This window comes from Vagococcus sp., from assembly GCF_052102835.1.
GTDB lineage: Bacteria > Bacillota > Bacilli > Lactobacillales > Vagococcaceae > Vagococcus.
This window is the reverse complement of the sequence record NZ_JBQEIL010000006.1, coordinates 106,516-124,736: the sequence shown is the minus strand read 5'-3', so window position 1 is coordinate 124,736 and position 18,221 is coordinate 106,516. Positions and strand designations below refer to the sequence as shown.

The window sequence follows — 18,221 nt, the reverse complement described above, 5'->3', positions numbered from 1 at the left end:
ATATTGTACCATTTATTGATTGAGAAATTAACTATATAGTGTTATTCTGAATTTAGGATTAAATTAAACATAAGGAGGCATTCTGTCATGTCAGGATTAGAGTTAGCAGCAATCATTGCAGCAATCGCCTTTGTTGTTTTAGTAATCGTTTTGGTGTTTTTCCTTGTACAAGTGAATCAACACATTAGTAAAACAACACTGAAGGTCAACAAAATTTTGGATCAAACGAATCAAACCGTTACGATTTTAACAAAAGATGTCGATGTTTTGTTAAAACAGTCTGAAACGCTTATGGGGAATGCCAATGATTTATTAGCAGATGTTAATCAAAAAGTGGAAACCATTGATCCATTATTTGAAGCAATCGCAGACTTAAGTATTAGTTTATCAGAACTCAATACATCTAGTAAAGAAGCAATAATTAAAGTTAGCGATGCAAGTAAAAAAGTCGCGACAGCTAGTTTAGTTGGTAAAGCTGCGCAAACAGCGAGTCATTTATTTAAAAAACAAAAGTAGAGTGGAGGAGTTAGGATGGGAAAAAAAACAGGTTTCATTTTAGGAGCTATTATTGGTGGTGCGGCTGCAGCTGGTGCGGCATTGTTACTATCACCTAAAAGTGGAAAAGAAATGCGCGTAGAATTATTAGAACAACTAGATAGTCTTTCTGACGGCAAAGCAACGGAGTACAAAGATTTAGCCAAAAGAAAATCGGAAGAATACGAATGGGTAGGCGAAACGCTTCATCAACGTGTTGACCAAGCAAAATTGACTTCTCAAGAAGCACTGGAACAATTTAAAGAACGTGCAAACACAGTATCAAAAGATTTTGAAGCAACAACAAAGCCTTTAATTGAAAAGCCTGAAGAAGTGATTCAGTTAGGAACAAGCGATGTTACTCATGATTTAACCGAAGTTATCGAAGTTGAAAAAATTTAATTAAATAAGAAGCCTTTTGATCGTATTCTATAATTGTGTCGATTAAAAGGCTTTTTTATTTTTAAATATGAAAATAAAATATAATTTTCATGAAAAGGTCGATAAAACGCTTGCATAATTGGAGTAAGTTTGATATTATCATAACGATAAACCTTGAACTTATATACATTTTTAAAAGTTCAATGGGAAAATAGAAGGAGAAACAATTATGGAAAAACAAACAATTACGATTTACGATGTGGCGCGTGAAGCATCGGTATCGATGGCAACTGTTTCTCGTGTGGTTAATGGTAACCCAAATGTTAAGCCTGCAACGAGAAAGAAAGTATTAGAAGTTATCGAACGTTTAGATTATCGTCCAAATGCAGTAGCTAGAGGTTTAGCAAGTAAAAGAACGACAACTGTCGGTGTTATTATCCCTGACGTTTCTAATACTTACTTTTCATCATTAGCTCGAGGAATTGACGATGTTGCAACAATGTACAAATATAATATCATTTTAGCTAACTCTGATGGTGATGACAAAAAAGAAGTCAGCGTATTAAACACTTTACTAGCAAAACAAGTGGATGGTGTTATTTTCATGGGGCATCATTTAACTGAAGAAGTTCGTGGAGAGTTTTCAAGATCTAAGACACCTGTTGTTTTAGCTGGTTCGATTGACCCTGATAACCAAGTAGGTTCAGTTAATATTGATTACTTAGAAGCTACAAAAGATGCTACAAAAGCATTAATTGATAGCGGAAACGAAAAAATTGCTTTTATTTCTGGAGCATTGATAGATCCTATTAATGGTATCAGTCGATTAACTGGCTACAAACAAGCATTAGCTACTGGAAACTTAACCTTCAATGAAGGGCTCGTTTTTGAATCTGATTATAGTTATAAATCAGGTTTAGCGCTTTATGAACGTATTGTTAATAGTGGTGCAACAGCTGCTGTCGTTGCTGATGATGAGTTAGCAGTAGGGCTTCTAAATGCTTTAACAGATAATGGTGTAAAAGTACCAGAAGATTTTGAAATTATTACCAGTAATAATTCATTATATACTGAAATTTCTCGCCCAAGAATTACAAGTATTTCACAACCTCTTTATGACATTGGAGCAGTTGCGATGCGTCTTTTAACTAAACTAATGAACAAAGAAGATATTGAAGATAAATCAATTATTTTACCTTATGGTTTAATAAAAAAAGACTCAACAAGATAAAAAGATAAACCTAGTACTTTTAAAAGTACTAGGTTTTTTTATAAATCGATACCTTCAATTAGTGTTTCAATTAATTTTTGCGATGCCGGTGAGAGAGCAACATTTTTCAAATAAATAATACCTAAGGAACGTTTAGGAATAGGAGGAGTAAATTTTATTTCTTGAACCAAGCCACTATTTAGGTAATTCAATGAAAATTCTTTAGTCACACAAGCAATCCCCAAATTAATTTTGGCAAACTCTAATAAGAGTTCATGTGAACCTAATTCAAATTCAGGGGTAACATTGATGTTTTGTTTTTGTAAAAATTGATCCAAAAACTGACGTGAATTTGATTTGTCATCCAGAATAATTAGAGGATAATTTGTTAATTTTTGAATGTTTAATTTATTAGGTAATTTTTTAAAAAATTCAGGTCCACAAACAAAGATATCTTGAATGCTTTGACAAGTGATTAATTCTAACTGTGGATCTTCAACTGGAAAATTACAGATGGCTAAATCGATTTTTCCAGATTTTAATAGCTGACACAATTCCAAAGTTGTCCCGTTTAAAATTTTAAAATGAATTTCAGGGTATGATTCGTGAAATGTTTCTAAATAAGGTAATAGGAAATAGCGAGATAATGTATCTGCGACCCCTAAGGTAATTTGTCCCGCTGCTAAATTTTGGATATCGGTTAATTTTTTTTCCGCATTATTTAATAAGTTTAATGCAGGTAATGTATATTCATAAAGTAGTTTTCCTTCTTCAGTTAAATTAGCTCCTCTTGAGGTGCGGTTAAAAAGAATGGCTTTGAGTTCTCCTTCTAATTGTGAGATTGACTGACTGACACTTGGTTGCGATAAATGGAGTGATTTAGCGGCTTTTGAAAAGCTTTGATGTTCAGCAACAGCATTGAATACGCGATATGAGTCTAATTTAGTTATCATATAAGTTCTCCTTATGACAGTTATATAGTATATTAATTTTACTTATATCACAAAAAAAGGTATTATACAAGAGTACGATAATTAATAGATGGCTTTAAAGCCTAAGGAGCGATTATTTGTGGAAAGAACAGTAGGAACAGTCACTAGAGGTTTACGTTGCCCTATTATTAATGAAGGAGACAACATCGAGTCAATCGTTGTAGAAAGTGTCTTAACTTCTTCAGCAAGCGAGAATTATGATGTGCGAGATAAAGATATCATTGCTATTACAGAATCAATCGTAGCTCGAGCACAAGGTAATTATGCCAGTATTGACCAAATCGCTAAAGATATCAAACAAAAATTTGAAAATGAAACAGTGGGAGTGATTTTTCCGATTCTTAGTCGGAATCGATTTTCAAATTGCTTACGAGGAATTGCTCGAGGAGCTAAAAAAATTGTTTTAATGTTAAGTTACCCAGCGGATGAAGTTGGCAATCATTTAATTTCTTTGGATGAATTGGATGAAAAAGGAATTAATCCTTGGACTGATGTTTTAACCGAAGAAAAATTTAGAGAATATTTTGGCTATAACAAACACACTTTCACTGGTGTTGATTATATTGAATATTACAAAGAATTAATCGCATCAGAAGGAGCGGAATGTGAAGTAGTTTTCTCACAAAAGCCAAAAACGATTTTAGATTATACAAAATATGTTTTAACTTGTGATATTCATACACGTTTTAGAACAAAACGTATCTTGGAAGAAAATGGAGCTGAAAAAGTTTATACTTTGGATGATATTTTAGCAGAATCAATCGATGGAAGTGGTTTTAATAAACAATATGGTTTATTAGGATCAAATAAATCAACAGAAAATGCTGTTAAACTCTTTCCACGTGACTGTCAACCTGTTGTTGATAAAATTCAAGAAATGATGAAAGAAAAAACAGGTAAAAATGTAGAAGTCATGGTCTATGGCGATGGTGCTTTCAAAGATCCAGTTGGAAAAATATGGGAACTTGCTGATCCAGTTGTTTCACCGGCTTTTACAGAAGGCTTAGACGGCACTCCTAATGAGGTTAAATTAAAATATTTAGCTGATAATAACTTTTCTGATTTACGTGGAGCTGAACTTGAAACCGCAATTAAGAAACATATTGATGAAAAAGAGGCTGATTTGACTGGCCAAATGGAAGCACAAGGAACAACACCGCGTCGCTTAACTGATTTAATCGGTTCTCTAGCTGATTTAACTTCAGGTAGTGGCGATAAAGGAACTCCTATTGTTTACATACAAGGTTACTTTGATAACTTTACAAAATAATTTTTAAAAAATATTATAAAAGATCGTATCAATCAACGAGACTAAAAAAGTTTCAATTGATTGATACGATCTTTTTTTAGATTATCCGTTTTTTCGATAAGTATTAGGAGTAACACCTGTCTTTATTTTAAATAATCTTGAAAAATAAGTCACATTATCAATACCAATCTCCATTGCAATCTGTTTGATTGGTTTAGTTGTATAAAGCAATAATTCTTTAGCTAAATTTATTCGTTGAGCTATTAAGTATTCAATGGGAGGCGCTCCAATATATTTAGAAAATTCTTTATTTAATTGATATTTATTAACCAAAAACTTTTTTTCTAAATCTTCCAAATTAATATTTTCTTTAAAATGATTATCTAGGAAATTTTGTAACTCAAAAATATAAGGTGGAACATCGGTATCAGAAAAATCTAAAAGATTTTTTTGAATAACTAGCTCATTTAATAAATCATGAATAATTAGGGAGCAGGTGAAAGCAGTTCGTGCATTGCGGTGCTCTTGTAAATTTAATAAATTTTCCATAATTTGACCTATTCTTTTGGTCTCTGTTGTAAAAGTTTGTTCACCATTTTTTAAATATTCTTGATAAAATAGAGCCGAACTGCCGCCATAAAAGTGAAGCCATACCATTTCCCATGGTTCATCACTTATTGTTTCGTAATACTGATAGTTTTGACAATCAATAAGGAAGATGTCCCCTTTTTCAAGCAAATATTCTTTTCCTTGATAGATTAATCTTCCTTTCCCGCTCAATGTATACTTCATCAAATAAGAGGTAAGGTGTTCTCGTTCAGTATAATAAGGTTTTAATGCTTTGAAATGTCCGATTTCTTGAATGAAATAAAACATATCTTGATTTTTCTTTGAAGGAGTCAAGATATAGCGAGTAGAATCACTAGTCCAAGACTTATTTGCTTTTTGCCAAAAATCGTTCATTATATACTCCTTTAAAATATAGTTTTTTTAAACTACCAAGAATGTGCATTTTTTTACCAATATTTGTAGCTGTATTTTCTTACACTACCGATTATAATTGATTTATAAGTTGATTACAATCAAAAAACGAATACGAGTTAATCGATACTAATATGTGTCATTTATTTGTTATGTGATTTTGAATGGAGAGGAAAAAATAGTGAAAACTTACATAGCAGTTGATATTGGTGCTTCTAGTGGACGGTTAATGAAAAGCCGTTTAGAAGACGGACAGCTAACACTAGATGAAATCCATCGATTTAAAAATGGTTATTATCAAGAGGGAGACCTTAGATATTGGGATATTGATCAATTAATCCAAGAAATACTCAAAGGTTTGCAAAAATTAAAAAAATCAGGGGTGGAGAGTTGCCAGATTGGGATTGATACATGGGGAGTTGATTATTGCTTGATTGGTGAGGATGGACAACGACTTAGTCAACCAATTTCTTATCGTGATAGTCGGACAAATCATGCTGTAGAGAAACTTTCAAAGTGGGTACCACTGGATGACTTATATAAAAAAACCGGAATTCAAATTCAACCCTTCAATACTTTATTTCAACTATTTGTGGAAGATAAAAAGTTATTAAAAGCAACGAAAAAAATACTTTTAATTCCTGATTACATTGGTTATGTCTTAACAGGAAAAGCAGTCCTTGAAAGAACGAATGCTTCAACAACCCAACTCTTAAACATTCAAACTGGGGAATTAGATCCAGAATTATTAAATTTAATCGGCTTATCCTCTCATCAATTTCCAGATATTGTTGAGGCAGGAACGAGATTAGGGGAGTTAAATCGCAACCGATTTCCTGAATTTGATTTACCAGAAGCAACAATAATTACAGTAGCAAGTCATGATACAGCCTCAGCGATTGTTGGAACGCCTGCTGTCGATGAAGATTGGGCTTTTATTAGTAGTGGTACTTGGTCTTTGTTAGGAACAGAGTTAGCACAACCAGTCGTCAATTCACAAGCGTTGAAATCCAACTACTCAAATGAAGCTGGTGCATTTGCAACGACCCGCTTCTTGAAAAACATTATGGGACTTTGGTTAATTCAAGAGGTTTCTAGATTGAAAGATAATCAGTATACTTTTAAAGAACTAGCTAGGTTAGCTGAGCAAGAGAGCGGTAAATTTAATATTCCTTTATTGGATGTTAATGATAACGATTTCTTGAACCCGGAAAATATGATTGAAGCTATTCAAAGCTACTGTCAAAGAAATAGATTAACTGTGCCAATCACCACCGCCCAACTTGCTATCACGATTTATCACAACTTAGCTGTTTGTTATAAAAAAGAATTAGCAAACTTAGAGGCTTTAACAAGACCGATAAAGAAATTACATATTGTTGGTGGTGGCTCTAATGCTAATATCTTAAATCAGTTAACTGCTGATGAAACTGGAGTTGAGATTGAAGCAGGACCCTCAGAAGCAACCGCAATTGGGAATATCATTATGCAGATGTTAACAACGGGGGAGTTAGATAATCTAGAAAACGCAAGGAAATTAATAAGATATTCTTTTGAAATGAAAACGTTTTATCCAAAGAGAGAGGAATGAAAATAGTGACGATTATCACAGAAAAGTATTTATTAGCAAAAGAAAAATATCAAAGTATTGGTGTTGATACCGATAAAGTACTAAAAGCCATTGATCAAGTTAAAATTTCAATGCAATGTTGGCAGGGAGATGATATTAAAGGTTTTTTAAACCCTGATGGTGAATTAACGGGTGGTATTTCAGTAACAGGTGATTATCCAGGCGCTGCTCGCACTCCAGATGAGTTAAGGCAAGACTTAGAAAAAGCATATTCTTTAATTCCTGGTAAACACAAGTTGAACTTACATGCTATTTATTTAGATACAGACGAAGCTGTCAACTTAGATGAGATTGAACCTCGACATTATGAAAAATGGGTACAATGGGCTAAGAAATTAGGTTTAGGGATTGATTTTAATCCGACCTTCTTTTCTCATCCAATGTTAAAAGATGGCTTTACATTATCCTCAGCAGATGATAGTGTACGTGAGTTTTGGATTGAACATGGTAAGCGCACTCGTCGTGTCGCCGCTTATTTTGGTCAAGAATTAGGACAAACAAGTATTAATAACTTTTGGGTTCCAGATGGATTTAAAGATAATCCAATTGATCGCTTAGCCCCTCGCAAAAGATTAATGGAGTCTTTAGATGAAATTTTTAGCGAAAAAATGAATAAAGCCTATACATTAGATGCAATTGAGAGTAAATTATTTGGTATCGGTGTTGAATCTTATACAGTAGGTTCTCATGAATTTTATATGGGATATGGTTTAACACGAGATAAAGTGATTTGTATGGATGCTGGACACTATCATCCAACAGAAGTTGTTAGTAATAAATTATCTTCATTATCATTGTTTGGTAATGATATCTTACTTCATGTCAGCCGTCCGGTACGTTGGGACAGTGATCATGTCGTGATTATGGATGATGAGTTAATGGAAATTGCTCAAGAGTTAGTTCGAAATGATTTGTTAGAACGAACTTATATTGGCTTGGATTTCTTTGATGCTACGATTAATCGTGTCGCTGCTTGGGTTATTGGTACACGTAATACTCAAAAAGCTCTTCTGAAAGCAATGTTAGAACCTATTCAAGAATTGAAAAAAATTGAACTTGATGGCGATTATACGACTCGTTTAGCTTTTGTTGAAGAACTTAAAGACTTTCCATTTGCTGATGTTTGGAATTATTATTGTCAAATCAAAAATGTGCCAGTTGGAATGGATTGGTTGAAAGAAGTTAAACAATATGAGGATGAAGTATTATCAAAACGTTAACGATAATTTTTGATTATCAACAAAGGAGAAAAAAATGAAAAAAATCGATTTATTACACGCCCCTTTTGTTCAGGAAATGATAGAAACAACGTCTAACTTATATCGTTTAGGTTGGGATGAACGAAATGGAGGAAATATTTCTTACTTATTACAGGAAGCAGATGTTTTACCTTTTATAGATACTAAAACGGTCATCCGCCAAATACCGATGAATTTTAATGGAAAAGAATTAGCAGGTCGCTATTTCATCGTAACTGGATCTGGTAAATATTTCAAAAATATAAGCAAAAACCCTGATGAAGGTTTAGGGATTGTGCGAATTAAAGAAGATGGTCAAACGTTAGAGTTACTCTGGGGATTTACTGATGGAGGCTTACCTACTAGCGAATTGCCGGCTCACTTCATGAGTCATATTGAACGTTTAAAAGTAGATCCAGAAAATCGGATTGTGATGCATAATCATGCCACTCATTTATTGGCAATGACTTTCACACATGAACTAACAGAGCGAGCATTTACGAGAACGCTATGGCAAATGTGTACCGAATGTTTAGTTGTATTTCCTGAAGGTGTTGGAATTGTCCCTTGGATTGTTCCAGGAACAAATGAAATTGGGGAAGCAACTGCTGAAAAAATGAAAGAATTTCGTTTAGTTGTTTGGCCACATCACGGTATTTATGGTGCCGGAAAAGATATGGATGAAGCATTTGGATTGATAGAAACTGCTGAAAAAGCAGCTCAAGTTTATACTTATGTTATGGCACAAGGAGGAGTTAAGCAGACGATTACGGATGAACAATTAGTTAGCTTAGCACGAGGCTTTAACGTGGTACCGCGAGAGGGGTACTTAAAATAATCATTTATTTACTAGCTGTTTGGTTATCAAAAATCAAATAGTTAGTAAATTATAAAATAAAGTAGCATAGAAAAGGAGTTTTACAAATTGGTTAAAGTAGGATTAGTTTATACGAGTACCACACCTGAATTAATTGAATTGGTTGAAAAATATGTAAAAGAGGAACTTGGACCTGAAGCTATTCTTTTAAGCTATCAAGACCCATCGATATTAGCAGAAGTTAGAGAAAATGGTTTAGTCACAACACAAGCAGCAACTCGATTGGTTAACATGTTTTTGAAAGCGGTTGCTGATGGTGCAGATGCAATCTTAAATCTCTGTTCTTCTGTTGGAGAAGTCGTCGATAGTGTTCAAGATTTATCAAAATATATAGGTGTTCCCATTGTCAGAATTGATGAAGAAATGTGTCGAGAAGCTGCTAGAAAAGAAAACAGAATTGGTGTCTTAGCTACTTTACCTACGACCTTAGCTCCTACTAAGTCTACTATTATAAAAGTAGCGCGCGAGATGGGAAACTATCCAGTTCTTGTTGAAGGCTTAATTGATGGTGCTTTTGGCATCGATCAAACAGAATTTAAAAGAATGATTTTATCCAAGGCTGAAGAAATTAAAGAAGAGGTTGACCTTTTTGTTTTGTGCCAAGGTTCAATGGCCTTTAGTGAGGCATATTTAGAGGAACAACTCGGAATAAAAACATTATCCAGCCCTAAATTAGGAGCGCAAGATTTAAAAAGAGCACTCATCAACATTGGAAAAATGGAGGATCAATAATGTTAACAAACACAAAAAAATCAGCTTTTGCAAAAGTACACCCGTTAAGTTGGGATAGTATTTCTTGGACTGACGGACTATGGGCAGATGTGGAAAAAACGTCGCAAAATACAATTTCTCATATACAAGAATTATTTGAATCATCCGAAATTAGTCATGTGGTTGAAAATTTTAAAGTTTGTTCTGGCGATCATGAGGGTGAGTTTGGTGGAACTGACTTTGGAGATGGTGATTTTTATAAGTGGTTAGAAGCATTTCTCTACAATGCAGCAAAGACAGATAATCAGGCTGCTTTTATTGAAATTGATGACTATATTGATTTAGTGGGACGATGTCAACTTGAAGACGGTTATATTTCAACGAAACAAATTATTGGTGAACGTCAAGATAACGGAATTAAACGTTTTAACGATATTAATGATTTTGAAGTTTATAATTTTGGGCACCTATTTACAGTTGCTTGCCTTCACAATCGAATCACAGGTAAAACTAATTTTTTAGATATTGCTGAAAAAGCAGCTCTTTATTTAGATAAAATGTATGAAGAAAATCAAAGAACGGGTGAAGTTCAAACAGCGGTATGTCCTTCACATTATATGGGATTAGTAGAATTGTATCGAACAACAAATAATGAGAAATATTTAAATTTAGCTAAGCTTGCCATCGAATTAAGAGACCTAGTTACTAATGGGACAGATGATAATCAAGATCGCTTACCGTTGAAGGAACATAAAAAAATCATAGGTCATGCGGTACGAGCGAATTATCTCTATGCTGGTGTTTCTGATTTGTATTTAGAACAGGGAGATGCTGAATACAAAGAGATGTTAGATCGAGTTTGGCGCAATTTAATTGATAAAAAAATCTACATTACTGGTGGCTGTGGCGCTTTATACAATGGAACGTCTCCATATGGTAATTTCTTTGAGGATGGCATGGTGCATCAGGCGTACGGCTATGAATATCAGCTACCAAATGTAACAGCTTACAACGAAACATGTGCAGCAATTGGTAACGTCATGTGGGCATACAGAATGTTCCAAATTGAACCAAAAGCAGAATATTTCGATATCATTGAAAAAACAATGTTAAATACAAACTTAGCAGCTATGAATTTAAACGGCGATAAGTTTTTTTATGAAAATATGTTACGACGAACAAAAAAATTAGATTACGATTTAATTTGGCCGCTCACTCGTGAAAGTTATATTTCAAGTTTTTGTTGTCCTCCTAATCTAGCTAGAGTTTTAGCTGAAGCCTTTGAATACGCGTATACTGTTTCAGACGATACTGTTTGGATTGGTTTATATGGTGGTAATAAAGGCGAAATCAGTTTAGATAACGGTGCGAAATTTAGCATTGAACAAGTGACAGATTATCCATTTTCAGGGAAAATTGCTTTAAAAGTGACACGAATTAGTGGAACTGCTCCTTTTAACATAAATCTTCGAATTCCTAATTGGGTACAAAAAGGGTCAATAACCATTAACAATGAGCAACAAAAAATAGATGGAAAAATGTCAGGAACATATCATTCTGTGACTATTTCAGAAAGTGATAGTGAAGGAAAAATTGAAGTTGTTTTTGATATGCCGGTTCGCTACACAATTGCTCATCCTTATGTTGAAGAAAATACAAATCAAGTAGCTATTGAAAGAGGTCCTTTAGTTTATTGTATGGAAACTCCAGATTGCTCTCTTGAAACACTAGACAACTGCTTAGTAGATGCAACTACTGAATTTTCAACAGAACCGTACGAACTTTGTGGTAGTAAAATGATGGCTTTAAAAGGAACAATGTTACATAAAGAAATGGAACATTATGATGGAAAACAGTTATATCAAACTTTAAATCAAGTTGAATTGAAAAAAACTGAGGTAAGACTTGTTCCTTACTTTGCTTGGGATAATCGCGGATATGGTGAAATGAAGATATGGATGCCAGTATTATACAGATAATCTAAACAACGAGGAAAGTAATTTTTGTGAGAGGAGCAATCGATTAAGATGGATGGAAATAATGAGATAAATAGTTTAAACCAAAGTGAAATTGATGATCTTTATCATGAAAAAGCAGCAGCGTTTAATGGTAAGATTATCGTTCTCGATGACGATCCAACTGGAACTCAAACTGTACATGATGTAGTGGTTTACACTGATTGGACGAAAGACAGCCTCTACGAAGCTTTTAAAAAGGAAGACAAAATGTTTTATATTTTAACCAATTCTAGAAGTTTTTCTGAAGAAAAAACCAAAAATGTACATCAAGAGATTGCCAAGACAATCGCGGAAGTTTCACTGGAATTAGGAATTTCATTTACAATAATTTCTAGAGGTGATTCAACTTTAAGAGGGCATTATCCACTTGAAACAGAAGTTTTAAAAGAAACACTTGAAAAAGAGATGTTCACAACCATCGATGGTGAAATTCTTTGTTTCTCCTTTTTCGAAGGGGGAAGATACACGCTTGATAATGTTCACTATCTAAAAAAAGAAAATCAAAGTATCCCTGTTGGAGAAACTGAGTTTGCCAAAGATCAAACTTTTGGTTTTATTTCATCAAACTTGATTGACTATATCGTAGAAAAAAGTCAACAAACAATTGAAAAAACGGATATTCTTTCAATTTCAATTGACGATTTAAGACATAAGCAAGTTGCTTTAATTGAAAAAAAATTAATGACTTGCCATAAATTTCAAAAAGTAGTTGTTAATGCTACAAATTATGAAGAGTTAAGAGTTTTTGTGATTGCTTTGTTAGGTGCTATCGAAAAAGGTAAAAAATTTATTTTTAGAACTGCAGCTAGTTTACCTAAAGTACTCGCTGATATATCAACCATTGACTATTTACCTAAAGAAGCTATCATTGCTAAAGATAATATTAATGGCGGTTTGATAATTGTTGGCTCTCATGTAAAATTATCAACTTTGCAATTGAATCAATTAAAAGAGTCTACTCTTGATTTAACATTTATTGAATTTAATGTCGCTAGTTATTTAGAAAAAAAAACATACGATGATGAAATTTCACGAGTAAATAAAGTAGTAGAAAAACAAATTCGTAATGGTAAGAGTGTTGTGATTTATACAAGTCGAGACCTGCTTATTCCAAAATCAGTCGATAAAGAACTGGTTTTAGCTATGTCAGTCGAGGTTTCAGTTGCCTTAACTAAAATTATTCAAAGTTTAGTTAGCCAACCCAAATATATCATATCCAAAGGTGGAATTACCTCTAGTGATATCGCAACTAAAGGTCTTGGGATTAAGGAAGCTCTCGTTTTAGGACAAGCAGATGCGGGAATTCCAGTTTGGTTATCAGATAAAAAGAGTAAGTTTTCTCAAATGCCTTATCTCATTTTTCCAGGTAATGTTGGAACAACTAATACATTAAGAGATGTGGTAGAAAAATTGGAGGGATATTCAAAATGAGAAAAATAATTATTGCCTTAGCACCAGTTAAAGCAGGAACTAAAATAAATTATGCTCACTTATCTAACGATATCGTTGAATCAATCGATAATGGTGCTTCGATTTGTTATTTACATAGTCGAAATTCAGATGGAGACCTTGTGGAAGACTGTATTGAAATGATTGATTGTTTTAAAAATATCTCAAAAGAAAAAGAAGTCATCGTTCAAGCTTCGACAGGAGGTATTTCTGAGATGACGATTGAAGAGAGATGTAGTCCTCTTCACTATGAGATTGTAAAAAGTTGCTCTTTAAACGCTGGGTCAACGAACCTTGGAGAGCATGTTTATATTAACTCATTTGATGATATTCGTTATGTATCTAAATTAGCTTATGAGAAAGAAATTTATCCAGAAATTGAAGTTTTTGATATCGGAATGATTCAAGCGATAGAAAAACTAGCAAAAGAAGTGCCTTTTAAAAAACCTAAATTGTATAATCTAGTTTTTGGTCATCCAGGTGGGATGGATGCAACAATAGAAAACCTGATTGCTTTCCGCTCATTTGTTCCTGCTGGGGATTTATGGGGAGTCACTCATTATAGTCGAGATAATTGGGAGTTCCTAACAGCTGCAATTATTTTAGGAGCAACAGATGTCAGAATAGGTTTTGAGGATAGTGCTTATCTCAATCCTAAAGTTGAAGCTAGCACAAATGCTGAATTAGTCAAAAAATTAACCCAAATTATAAGCGCGATTGGCTACTCTGTTGCAACAGTCGAAGAGGCGAAGCAAATTTTAAAAATAAATGACTAATGAATGAAAACGAGGAAAAATTTTATTCAGAAAGGACCCTTGAAATGAGTAGAAAAGTAAGAATTGGAATTGATGTTGGAGGGACGTTTACTGACGCAGTAGCTATTGATAATGCCACATATGATATTATCTCAGTAAAAAAAATACCGACAACTCATAAAGATGGAGTAGCGCAAGGAATTATCCAGATAGTAAATGATATTTTGACGGAGAATGAAATCAATCCTAGTGATGTTGTCTTTATCGCTCACGGAACAACCCAAGCAACGAATGCACTTCTTGAAGGAGATGTGGCTCGAGTTGGTATCGTCGGGATGGGGACAGGATCCGATGCGAGATCAAGTAAAAAAGAAACGAATATTGGCGATATTGAATTATCTTTAAATAAATATCTTAAAACGAATACCAGTTTTATTGATTCAAAAAATTTATCTGAAAGTGTCATTGATGAAGAAATTTCAAAACTAACAAACGAAAAGTGTGAAGTGATTGTTGCTTCTGGTGCATTTAGTGTGGATGATCCTTCTGAAGAATTAATGGTTGAAAAAGTGGCTAACAAGCGAAAACTCTTATTTACGGCTGGACATGAAATGTCAGAATTATACGGCTTGAAAATGAGGACGACAACAGCTGTAATTAATGCCAGTCTGATTCCAAAAATGATTGTTACTGCTAACATGACAGAAGAAGCTGTTAAAGGAACTAACATCGGTACTGAACTTATGATTATGCGCTGTGATGGTGGTGTTATGAACATCGAAGAGGTGCGAAAACGCCCAATTCTAACCATGCTTTCAGGATTAGCTGCTGGAGTAGCAGGAGCGCTAATGTATGAAAAAATCACTGATGGTATCTTCTTTGAAACAGGTGGAACAAGTGTTGACATATCAGTAATTAAAAACGGTAAAGTTATGATTAAATATGCTCAAGTAGGCGGGCACAAAACATATTTACAATCTTTGGATGTTCGTACACTTGGTTTAGCTGGGGGAACAATGGCTCAAATCAAGGATGGTAAAATTATCGACGTTGGACCACGAAGCGCACATATTGCCGGTGTTGCTTACGAATGTTTTGATGAAGCAAAAAACATGAAAAGTGCTACAGCTCACCTGATTTCTCCGAAAGAAGGAGACCCTTCGGATTATGTTATTGTCGAAGATCAAGAGGGAAATCGTTTTTCTCCTACACTTTGTGGAGCTGCTAATTTACTTGGCTATGTTCCAGAAGGAGATTATGCGGAAGGTGACAAAGTAACTTCGAAAATAGCGTGGGATGCTGTCGGTAAATTAGTCAACCAAAGTGGTGAAGCCGCAGCAAAACAAGCATTAGATTTAGCTATTACTAAGTTAAAGGTAGTCGTTGACGATTTAATTGAAGAATATGATTTAGATCCCAATATGCTTGTCTTAGTCGGTGGTGGTGGAAGTGCGCCAATCCTTGTTCCTGCGTTAGCAGAAAAATATGGAACGCATATGAAGTGGAAAGTTTCAAACAACGCTCCATTTATTTCAACTATCGGTGTTGCTTTAGCTATGGTCCGAGAAACATTAGAAAGAAGTATTGGAAATCCTTCTAAAGAAGATATCCGAAAAATACGTCAAGATATTATTGAAAAGATCGTAAAGTCTGGTGCTTTAGAAGAAACCGTGGATGTTTCTGTAGAAATTGATTCAGAACACAGCATCTTAAGAGCAATCGCAACCGGTGCAACAGAATTAAGATCTAAAAATTTAGGTGAGAAAAAACTAACAGTAGAGGAATTACAAAAAGTAGCCGCAACAACTTTAAATTGCTCAGAAGTTTCGATCAAAGCTTCAGCTGGACGCTGGTCTGTCTTCAGTGGACAACTCACTAAGAAGAAGTTTTTTGGTTTAATTAAATCAAAACAAACGCCAGTCGCCGTTTTAGATAGTGAAGGAGTTGCTAGATTTAAAAACCAGAATGCCGCTTATCTATTATTCCTTAAAAATGATAATGAAATTTTTGATGATTTTTTATATGATAATACTTCTTTTGGTGATGCGAATGCAACGATTCCTAGAATGTTTTTATTCTATAGAGAAAAAATGTTGGATTTAACTGGGATGCAGACGGCTGAACAAATGAAGTCTATCATGGAAGAAAAAATTAGTTCATTAGACAGTAATGAAAAAATCTTAGCTGTAGCCTATAGCTAAGAGGGTGGGAGGTGTTTGTTTGCTTAACCAAAATATTCCTTTATCTTCTTTTGATTTAGCTCAAAGAGAGATCTAAAAAAGCCCGATTTATGAAAGAATGTCAAAAGAACAAATAAGTTATTTTATCAATGAATCTTTACGAATTGGAAAAGAAGAAGCTCAAAAGTATCTTTTAAGCCATAAAAACATTTACCAATTACTCGATGAACATAAAATCTGCTATGAAGTTAAAAAAACTAAAAAGCAATACGAGAACTTTGTCTTACGTGGTGATATTAATTTTAAAAAAGAAAGTTGTAACATCACGATTTACGATGAATCTATTCATTCGATTTATTTAGATCACCGACATCGATTACCTAAAAGTTTAGAATTAAGTGAAAAACAAGCACTAGAATTGCATTTAGCTCATGAGTTTTTTCACTTTTTAGAATTCAAATCAGGAGTAACTGTTTCTGAAAGATTAGGAAAAATAAAGTTACCTGTTCTTTTAAACTTTGCTCGAAAGGTTGATGTTATTGAATGTTCTGAAATTGCGGCTCATTCGTTTGCTAAACAATTTTGTCGTTTAAAAGTTTTACCTAATTACTATGATCTCCATTATTTGTATCATCAAAATAAATAAAAAAAAGAAATAGAAAACAGGAGGAATTTAATGTGGATTCTTTAACCATGATCAAAGGTATTTTAATGTTAGTTATCTTTTTAGGTTTTGTTGGTTTACTCGTTTCAAAAAAATCCCCACAATTTTAGCGTTACCAATAATGGCGGTTGTTTTTGCTCTTATTGCTGGAGTCCCTTTTATGTCTAATAATGCTGAAGACATTACTATTTTCAAATCAATTGTCCAACAGGGTGCATCGAGGATGGCTGATGCAACCGCGGGGTTAATATTTGGAGCTTGGTTTGCTCAAATTCTAAATCGTTTGGGCATCACCAAAGGCATTGTTAAAAAAGCAGCTGAACTTGGTAGTGGAAAGCCATTACTGAATGCTATCGTCTTCTTTATCGTTACTGGGATTATCTTCACGGGTGGTAGTGGTCTTGGTATGTATATCTTAGTAGGTAACATTGTCATTCCAATCATGATTTCAACAGGGGTTTCAGCTTTTAATGCTGGCTTAATCCTTTTACTGGGTGGAACAATGGGCTCAATGATGAATGTTACTGGTTGGATCGTCATGGAACAAACGTTAGGTGTTAGTATGGATATTATCCGTGGAAATATCTGGATGCCGTTTATTTCATTTTTAATTATTTGTTTAATCTTAATTGTATTTTCAATTAAAAAAGATACAGGAAAACGTAAAACATGGTCAATGTCAAGTGAGGAAACTCAAGGTAAAAAGAATAATCGAGTGCCTATGATTTCATTCCTTTCACCACTTGTTCCTGTATTACTAGTTTATATTTTCAAAATGGATATTATTCCAGCTATTATTATTTCAATTCTCGTAGCACTAATCATTATCAGACCCAAACGCCCAATGCAAGTATTGTCTTCAGGTTTAATTGAAGGTATTCAAGATGTGGCAAGTCCAATTGCATTATTTATTGGTATTGGTATGCTTTTATCTTCTGTAGCAACACCAGAAGTATCAGGCGTGATATCACCAATTTTAAATATGATTATTCCTACTAGTCCGCTAGGCTATATTGCCTTCTTCACATTGTTATCACCGCTTGCTATCTATCGTGGACCATTAGCTCTTTATGGACTGGGTGCAGGTATTGGTGCCTTGATGATCCCTGGAGGTATGAACCCAGTCATGGTATTCATCGGAATGCAAGCCATTGGCGTTTTACAAGGCATTTCTGATCCAACTCAATCTTATACAATTTGGATTGCTGATTTTACTAGAACTGATGTGATCGATTATTTAAGAAAAACACTTTTCTGGTGTGTCGGCGGTGTCGCAATTTCAATTATTCTAGGTGTCGTTATCGCACTTTAGAACCATTGTCTTAATTAAATAGGTAGCGTCTAAATCATTT

16 protein-coding genes are annotated in these 18,221 nt (G+C 34.0%); 14 read left to right on the top strand and 2 right to left on the bottom strand.

Annotated elements, in window-relative coordinates:
• Positions 1 to 87 precede the first annotated feature (87 nt).
• The 3 genes from ACTJFD_RS07680 (at position 88) to ccpA (ending at position 2,146) form a co-directional block, all read left to right on the top strand.
• On the top strand, positions 88 to 516 hold the full coding sequence (locus ACTJFD_RS07680) for a DUF948 domain-containing protein (RefSeq protein ID WP_442260752.1): 429 nt from the start codon (positions 88 to 90) through the stop codon (positions 514 to 516).
• Between the two features lie 15 nt (positions 517 to 531).
• Positions 532 to 936: a YtxH domain-containing protein gene (locus tag ACTJFD_RS07675; protein ID WP_442260751.1), complete on the top strand. Its 405-nt coding sequence runs from the start codon at positions 532 to 534 to the stop codon at positions 934 to 936.
• A 208-nt stretch (positions 937 to 1,144) separates the two neighbouring features.
• Complete coding sequence (gene ccpA / locus ACTJFD_RS07670; protein ID WP_442260750.1) at positions 1,145 to 2,146, top strand: catabolite control protein A; 1,002 nt, start codon at positions 1,145 to 1,147, stop codon at positions 2,144 to 2,146.
• Between the two features lie 38 nt (positions 2,147 to 2,184).
• Here the strand turns inward: ccpA and ACTJFD_RS07665 are convergent, their stop codons facing one another.
• Positions 2,185 to 3,078, bottom strand: a complete 894-nt coding sequence (locus tag ACTJFD_RS07665) for a LysR family transcriptional regulator (protein ID WP_442260749.1) — start codon at positions 3,076 to 3,078, stop codon at positions 2,185 to 2,187.
• Between the two features lie 118 nt (positions 3,079 to 3,196).
• Between ACTJFD_RS07665 and ACTJFD_RS07660 the strand changes: the two genes are divergently transcribed.
• Entirely contained in the window at positions 3,197 to 4,387 is a 1,191-nt protein-coding gene (locus ACTJFD_RS07660; RefSeq protein ID WP_442260748.1) for a coenzyme F420-0:L-glutamate ligase, read from the top strand.
• A gap of 81 nt (positions 4,388 to 4,468) precedes the next feature.
• On the opposite strand, the gene ACTJFD_RS07655 is transcribed toward ACTJFD_RS07660, so the two are convergent.
• The gene (locus ACTJFD_RS07655) at positions 4,469 to 5,329 is read right to left on the bottom strand and encodes an AraC family transcriptional regulator (RefSeq protein ID WP_442260747.1); all 861 of its coding nucleotides are present in this window, start codon (positions 5,327 to 5,329) and stop codon (positions 4,469 to 4,471) included.
• Between the two features lie 199 nt (positions 5,330 to 5,528).
• On the opposite strand from ACTJFD_RS07655, the gene rhaB reads away from it, so the two are divergent.
• The 10 genes from rhaB (at position 5,529) to ACTJFD_RS07605 (ending at position 18,181) form a co-directional block, all read left to right on the top strand.
• Positions 5,529 to 6,938 (top strand): rhamnulokinase, encoded by a 1,410-nt coding sequence (gene rhaB / locus ACTJFD_RS07650; RefSeq protein WP_442260746.1) that lies wholly within the window; start codon positions 5,529 to 5,531, stop codon positions 6,936 to 6,938.
• A gap of 5 nt (positions 6,939 to 6,943) precedes the next feature.
• Positions 6,944 to 8,197 (top strand): L-rhamnose isomerase, encoded by a 1,254-nt coding sequence (gene rhaA, locus ACTJFD_RS07645; protein ID WP_442260815.1) that lies wholly within the window; start codon positions 6,944 to 6,946, stop codon positions 8,195 to 8,197.
• A 34-nt stretch (positions 8,198 to 8,231) separates the two neighbouring features.
• On the top strand, positions 8,232 to 9,053 hold the full coding sequence (gene rhaD, locus ACTJFD_RS07640) for a rhamnulose-1-phosphate aldolase (RefSeq protein WP_442260745.1): 822 nt from the start codon (positions 8,232 to 8,234) through the stop codon (positions 9,051 to 9,053).
• An 87-nt stretch (positions 9,054 to 9,140) separates the two neighbouring features.
• Positions 9,141 to 9,824 carry an aspartate/glutamate racemase family protein gene (locus ACTJFD_RS07635; protein ID WP_442260744.1) on the top strand — a complete coding sequence of 228 codons (684 nt, stop codon included), beginning with the start codon at positions 9,141 to 9,143 and terminating at the stop codon, positions 9,822 to 9,824.
• Positions 9,824 to 11,782, top strand: coding sequence for a glycoside hydrolase family 127 protein (locus tag ACTJFD_RS07630; protein WP_442260743.1), 1,959 nt, complete (start codon positions 9,824 to 9,826; stop codon positions 11,780 to 11,782). Before ACTJFD_RS07635 ends, ACTJFD_RS07630 begins: the two co-directional genes overlap by 1 nt.
• A 48-nt stretch (positions 11,783 to 11,830) precedes the next feature.
• Positions 11,831 to 13,252 (top strand): four-carbon acid sugar kinase family protein, encoded by a 1,422-nt coding sequence (locus ACTJFD_RS07625; protein WP_442260742.1) that lies wholly within the window; start codon positions 11,831 to 11,833, stop codon positions 13,250 to 13,252.
• A complete protein-coding gene (locus tag ACTJFD_RS07620) occupies positions 13,249 to 14,046 on the top strand; it encodes a 3-keto-5-aminohexanoate cleavage protein (RefSeq protein WP_442260741.1) in 798 nt (265 codons plus the stop codon). The genes ACTJFD_RS07625 and ACTJFD_RS07620 overlap by 4 nt, the downstream gene beginning before the upstream one ends.
• A gap of 44 nt (positions 14,047 to 14,090) precedes the next feature.
• Positions 14,091 to 16,226, top strand: a complete 2,136-nt coding sequence (locus tag ACTJFD_RS07615) for a hydantoinase/oxoprolinase family protein (protein WP_442260740.1) — start codon at positions 14,091 to 14,093, stop codon at positions 16,224 to 16,226.
• Between the two features lie 97 nt (positions 16,227 to 16,323).
• Positions 16,324 to 16,851 (top strand): hypothetical protein, encoded by a 528-nt coding sequence (locus tag ACTJFD_RS07610; RefSeq protein WP_442260739.1) that lies wholly within the window; start codon positions 16,324 to 16,326, stop codon positions 16,849 to 16,851.
• A 139-nt stretch (positions 16,852 to 16,990) separates the two neighbouring features.
• The gene (locus ACTJFD_RS07605) at positions 16,991 to 18,181 is read left to right on the top strand and encodes a Na+/H+ antiporter NhaC family protein (protein ID WP_442260738.1); all 1,191 of its coding nucleotides are present in this window, start codon (positions 16,991 to 16,993) and stop codon (positions 18,179 to 18,181) included.
• The last annotated feature ends 40 nt before the right edge of the window (positions 18,182 to 18,221 follow it).